This is a genomic window from Streptomyces sp. NPDC029139, assembly GCF_055564335.1.
In genome coordinates, this window is sequence record NZ_JBVHWN010000036.1 from 1 (window position 1) to 5,542 (window position 5,542).

General features: G+C 70.2%; 6 protein-coding genes. 4 read left to right on the plus strand and 2 right to left on the minus strand.

What is annotated here, in order from left to right:
• Positions 1-89: 89 nt before the first annotated feature.
• Complete coding sequence (locus tag ACZ4VW_RS32525) at positions 90-662, minus strand: antibiotic biosynthesis monooxygenase (protein WP_467968756.1); 573 nt, start codon at positions 660-662, stop codon at positions 90-92.
• Positions 663-868: 206 nt separating this feature from the next.
• On the opposite strand from ACZ4VW_RS32525, the gene ACZ4VW_RS32530 reads away from it, so the two are divergent.
• On the plus strand, positions 869-1,012 hold the full coding sequence (locus ACZ4VW_RS32530) for a hypothetical protein (protein ID WP_467968758.1): 144 nt from the start codon (positions 869-871) through the stop codon (positions 1,010-1,012).
• Between the two features lie 53 nt (positions 1,013-1,065).
• Here ACZ4VW_RS32530 and ACZ4VW_RS32535 read toward each other — a convergent pair whose 3' ends face one another.
• On the minus strand, positions 1,066-1,803 hold the full coding sequence (locus ACZ4VW_RS32535) for a sigma-70 family RNA polymerase sigma factor (protein ID WP_467968760.1): 738 nt from the start codon (positions 1,801-1,803) through the stop codon (positions 1,066-1,068).
• Between the two features lie 75 nt (positions 1,804-1,878).
• Between ACZ4VW_RS32535 and ACZ4VW_RS32540 the strand changes: the two genes are divergently transcribed.
• The 3 genes from ACZ4VW_RS32540 to ACZ4VW_RS32550 all read left to right on the plus strand — a co-directional run bounded on the left by ACZ4VW_RS32540 (position 1,879) and on the right by ACZ4VW_RS32550 (position 5,434).
• Positions 1,879-2,706, plus strand: coding sequence for an alpha/beta fold hydrolase (locus ACZ4VW_RS32540; RefSeq protein ID WP_467968762.1), 828 nt, complete (start codon positions 1,879-1,881; stop codon positions 2,704-2,706).
• Positions 2,707-3,042: 336 nt separating this feature from the next.
• Entirely contained in the window at positions 3,043-3,993 is a 951-nt protein-coding gene (opcA, locus tag ACZ4VW_RS32545) for a glucose-6-phosphate dehydrogenase assembly protein OpcA (protein WP_467968764.1), read from the plus strand.
• Positions 3,994-4,504: 511 nt separating this feature from the next.
• Positions 4,505-5,434, plus strand: a complete 930-nt coding sequence (locus tag ACZ4VW_RS32550) for an IS5 family transposase (protein WP_467968766.1) — start codon at positions 4,505-4,507, stop codon at positions 5,432-5,434.
• The last annotated feature ends 108 nt before the right edge of the window (positions 5,435-5,542 follow it).

Below are 5,542 nucleotides of genomic sequence, written 5' to 3' on the forward strand. Positions count from 1 at the left end.
CTCCACACCTACAACCACCACCGCTGCCACACCGCACTCGACGGACACCCACCCATCACCCGCGTCAACAACCCTGCGGGTCAATACACCTAGCCGCTGAGCCAGCCGCGCAGGAGCCGGCTCACCGCCGGCATCGCCACGTATGTCATCAGGACGTTGAAGACGCACGCCATGACCGCACTGCTGAGCAGGAGGGGCAGCGCGGTCAGGTGGGGGACCAAGAAGTAGCCGCCGAACACGGAGATCGGGTAGATCGCCAGAGTCGCGCTGATCGCCATTTTCCATCGTGGAGGCGCCGGACGCGTCGAGCCCGGTTCGGCGAACCAGGTCTCCATGCCGGTCAGTCGGCGCCGTGCGATCTCGGTGTGGTGGTGTCCTTCGCAGTCGTCGAACCAGGCCGCCCGCTCCGGTGACTCCTGCCAGGCGCGGCAGGCTTCCGCGTCACGGAAACGGTGGACGAGGAACCATGGGGCGTCGCCTCCCGAGGAGCGGAAGAGGCCGTAGCCGAGATGGCCGGGAAACTTGGCCGCGCTGTCGAGAATCCCTTGGGCCCACCGCTCGAAGGCGGCTTCGTATCCGGGCTCCACCCGACGGGCTATCAGCAGCGTCACTTCGCCGGTGTCGGCGGGGACGGTGGCGTGCTCGAGGCTCACCGCAGTCACTCGTACTCCTCATGCTCGCGCCGCGCCCGCGCCTCGCCCACTCTACGCTGCGCCCCTCCCGACACCGCCGGGTGCCGGGCGCCGATCGCGGGCGCCAGGACGGGCGGCTGTGCGGCCGTACAACGCTGCTGCCACGACAGGGAGTTCGGAGGCCGTGTGCTTATCAAGCAGGTTGTAGTACCGAACCGCCGAGGGCCCGGGTCCCCGTGACCCTCCATGCCCAGGGGTACGTGCACGTGTACGCGGTCGGCGACATCACCGACATCGACGAGGCCAAGATGGCCGGATACGCGATGCGGCACGCCGGAGTGGTCGTCAAGAACATCACCGCCACGACCCTCGCCGACTGAACGGAGGGGCGAGGAGGCGAGGAGGCGAGGGGGTGAGGGGGTGAGGGGGAGGGTCACCGCTGAGCGGCTCCTCCTCGCGGGGTCCCGCTGGCGTCCTCTAGCCGGTCGCGCTGGATGCGGTGGGCGAGGGTCCGACGGACCGAGGGCGACGTTGTCGGGATCGCCTGCGCGGCCCCGTTCGTGCTCCCCTTCGTGCTCCCCTTCGTGGTCCCCTGCGCGGCCCGATCCGTAGTCCCCTTCACGGACGCCTTCGCGGTCGCCTTCGCAGGGACGTCGAGTCCCCGACCGATGGTGTCGTACGCTGCCTGGAAGGCGGCGGGCAGCCGCTCGCGGTGCGCCCTCAGGTCCTCTTCGACGAGGCGCCGCAGCGCGTCCACGTTCTGGGGGGTGAAACGCTTCCGCCCGCGGGCGAGCGCGTCGACGGAGCGGGCGCAGCGCGCGGTGCCGTCGCAGACCTCGGCGATCGCCTCCGCCAGCCCCCACAGCCGTCCTTCCAGCCATGGAACGTCGTGCTGGTCGAGAGCGAGCTCCCCCGGCGGCAGCGGGCCGGCCGGTTTGTACTTCGCCACCTGCTTGGACACCGCGGGCTGGCTCATGTCGGCGAGCCGGGCGATCCTCTCCTGCGTCCAGCCGAGCCCGGCGAACAGCTGGATCATCTCGGCGCGGAGCTTCCGCATCTCCTCGCCCGCCCGGATGACCTCGTTCATGGCGGCGAGCATCCGCTCCGCCTGATCCTCCGTCAGCGTCTCCGCGGACGGAGGGTTCCGATACGTGTCCTCTGCGCTTGCCATGCCACGGTTATACACCCTCGGAACTGCTGTCATAACCAGGTTGTACAAGCCGGTCGCGCGTGCCAGGATCCGGCCATGCCCACCTACCTCGCCTCAGACGGAACCCGCCTCGCCTACCGTACGGAGGGAGTCGGCGACCCTCTCGTCTGCCTCCCCGGAGGACCGACGGACTCCCGTTACCTCGGCGACCTCGGCGGCCTGTCCGCGCACCGCCGTCTGGTCGTTCCGGACTCGCGCGGAACCGGCCGGTCCGCGATTCCCGAGGACGCCTCCTCGTACCGCTGCGATCGGCTCGTCGACGACGTCGAGGCCCTGCGTGAGCACCTCGGCCTGCCGCGTATCGACCTGCTCGGGCACTCAGGCGGCGCGAACCTCGCCGTTCGGTACGCGGCCCGGCATCCGGAGCGCGTCCGCACGCTCGCCCTGATCACCCCCGGCACCGCGGCCGTCGGCGTCACGATCACCGGCGAGATGCGGCGCGAGCGCGCACGGCTCCGCGCAGACGAACCATGGTTCCCGGCGGCATACGCCGCCCTGGAGGCGATCACCGAGGGAACGGGCAGTGACTGGGAGGGCATCGCCCCCTTCCTCCGGGGCCGTTGGGACGCGGCGGCGCGACAGCACCACGCGGTGAGCCGGCCGCGGAACGCGGAGGCCGTCGCCGGCTTCGGGGCCGACGGCGCCTTCGACCCACCGGCCACCCGCGCGGCGCTCGCCGCGTTCCGCGCGCCCGTCCTGCTGCTCGCCGGGGAGTTCGACCTGAACAGTCCACCCGCCTCGACGGCCGAGTTCGCCGGACTGTTCCCCGACGCCTCACTCGTGGTGCAGTCCGGGGCCGGCCACTACCCGTGGCTCGACGACCCGGACCGGTTCGTCACGGCCACGGCGGCGTTCCTGAGCTGACGCCCTGGCCCGGCCCTGCGGGAGGCGCGTCCCGGGCGCCGGGTCTGGGACGCAGGGCGCCGGGTGCGGGACGCCGGGTGCCGGGTGTGGGATGCCGGGTGCGGGGTGCGGGGTGCGGGGTGCGGGACGGGGGACGCAGGGCGAGCCGTGACCCCAAGTTCACCGGAACGGGCCCTTCCATGCTGCAGACTTCGTTCGTCGTCGACGACCCGACGGTCAGTGTCGGCCGACACCGCACGAGACGGTCAACGCGCCGGGCGGAAGGGAAAGATCCCCGCTCGCTCGGGCGCTTACCGTTACAGCGATCGCACGCGACAGAAGGAACGGGCGCCGGCCATGAAGATCGATCTCACGGACACCAACTCCAGCAAGATCAACAAGGCGATCGTCGAAGGCCGCCGGGCCGTCGGCACACCCGCCGTCGGCATGGTCCTCACCCTCGTGATCGTCACGGACGAGGAGAACACCTACGACGCTCTGAAGGCGGCCAACGAAGCCTCCCGCGAGCACCCCTCCCGCACCCTCGTCGTCATCAAGCGCCACGCCCGCTCGCCCAGGGGACGTCACGAGACGCGCCTGGACGCGGAGGTGCGCGTCGGCACCGACGCGGGCGCGGGCGAGACCGTCCTGCTGCGTCTGCACGGTGAACTGGGTGTCCGCGCCGACTCCGTCGTCCTGCCGCTGCTGCTCCCGGACGCCCCCGTCGTCGTCTGGTGGCCGTCCGAGGCACCCCGTGTGCCGTCCGCGGACCCGCTCGGCTCGCTCGCCCAGCGCCGTATCACCGACGCCTACGCCGTCGAGGACCCGCTCGCCGCCCTCGCGATCCGCGCGTCCTCCTACGCCCCCGGCGACACGGACCTCGCCTGGACCCGGCTCACTCCCTGGCGCTCGATGCTGGCCGCCGCGCTCGACCAGGCACGCACGACCGTCGTCTCGGCGGCGGTCGAGAGCGAGGCCGAGAACCCGAGCGCCGAACTGCTGGCCCGCTGGTTCGAGGACCGGCTGCGGGTGCCGGTCGAACGGGTCGTCAGCGAGGGGCCCGTGGTCACCGCCGTACGCCTCGGCACGCCCGACGGTGAGATCCGGATCGACCGACCGGAGGGCCCGGTGGGCAGGCTGTCGATCCCCGGCCAGCCGAGCCGTGTCCTCGCCCTGAAGGTGCGCACGACCGCCGAGCTGATCGCGGAGGAACTCCGCAGGCTCGACCCCGACGAGATCTACGCCTCGGCCCTGCGAACCCAGACCCCCCAGGCACCCGCGGCCTCCCGGGTCCCCGAGGCGCCCTAGGTTCTGTCCCGCCGATCATGGGTTGTGGGAGGATGCCGCCCATGACTTACATCCGAAGGGGCCGTGCCTCGTAGAACACCAGCTTCACTTCGGCCGCGGGAACGCGGCTGGGGTAGACCCTGGGTGCGGTATCGCGATGTCCCAGGTCTGTCGGGAGCGGCGAATTCCGCTGTCCGTGTGCTCGAACGGGAGCGGTTGTCTCCGGGCATCGTGGCGGTGGCGCTGAGCGTGTGGTCCGTGCGCGTCTACGGCACGAGGCGCCGGTGGAGACAATGGGAGGCGGAGTTCACCTGCCTCTGCTGCGGTGAGGGTTGGGCCCGGGACAAGCTGCAAGATGCTCTGCTCATGCTTCCGTCAAGCGCCGCCGGCGAACTTCGGGTGCAGGTCGAGCGCCTGGACGCCGTGCTCCTCGGGCGAACGCATCACGAGCCGATGGAAGACCCGGAGTTGGCGTGGTGGCATCGCAGGTGCTGACCGTACCCATGTCGTCTACTGGTTCGTTGGCTCTTGCGTGACTGGTCGGGGGGATCTGACAGAGGCGGAGTGGCGACGTCTGGAGCCGCTCCTGCCCACGGGCAACAACCGCTGCGGGCGGTGGCGCGATCATCGTCAGGTGGTCAACGGCATCCTGCACCGGGTGCGAACCGGGGTGCAGTGGCGTGACCTGCCTGAACGCTACGGGCCGTGGAAAACCGTCTACGAGCGCCACCGGCGCTGGTCGGCCGACGGAACCTGGGAACGGCTACTCCAGCAGGTGCAGGCCCAGGCCGATGCCGCCGGCGGGATCGACTGGGACGTCTCGGTTGATTCCACTTCGATCCGTGCCCACCAGCATGCGGCCAGCGCGGAAAGCTCCGCCGCCCGCCGCGTCAAAAGGGGCGGCCGCGATGGCACACCAGAGCGGAAGACCGTGGGTGAGACTGTGCGCCCGCCTGGCGGAGGTGGTGCAGGAGGTGAGGCACTCGGTCGTTCCCGAGGAGGGTTCACCACCAAGATTCACCTGAGCGCGGACGGGCGTTGCCGCGTGCTTTCACTGTTGCTGACGACAGGCCAGCGGGCGGACTGCACGCAGTTCGAGCCAGTCATGGAACGCATTCGGGTGCCTCGATTCGGGCCGGGCCGCCCGCGCACCACACCGGACAGCGTGAGCGCCGATAAGGCATACAGCAATCGCCGGACCCGCCGCTACCTGCGGCGACGAGGCATCCGCCACGTCATCCCCGAGAAGAGCGACCAGGCCGTGAACCGCGTACGCCGGGGCCGGGCAGGAGGGCGCCCACCCGGCCTCGACGAGGAGCGGTACAAGAAGCGCAACACCGTGGAACGGGCGATCAACAAGCTCAAGAACTACCGAGCTGTGTCCACAAGGTACGACAAGCGCGCATACGTCTACCTGGGCACTGTCGCCGTCGCAGCAACCATCATCTGGCTCCGGACATGATCGGCGGGACAGAACCTAGCTGTATTGATCACGAGCGTTGTTGACAGTCGCAGGTCTTGATCATGGCGAAGACCTCCGGTGTGGTGGAGGTGTCTAGGACTACACCGC

Excerpts from the sequence above, each read along its gene's own strand:
- ACZ4VW_RS32535 (WP_467968760.1), bottom strand. The coding sequence starts at position 1,803 with ATGGCAAGCGCAGAGGACACGTATCGGAACCCTCCGTCCGCGGAGACG.
- ACZ4VW_RS32540 (WP_467968762.1), top strand. The coding sequence starts at position 1,879 with ATGCCCACCTACCTCGCCTCAGACGGAACCCGCCTCGCCTACCGTACG.
- opcA (WP_467968764.1), top strand. The coding sequence starts at position 3,043 with ATGAAGATCGATCTCACGGACACCAACTCCAGCAAGATCAACAAGGCG.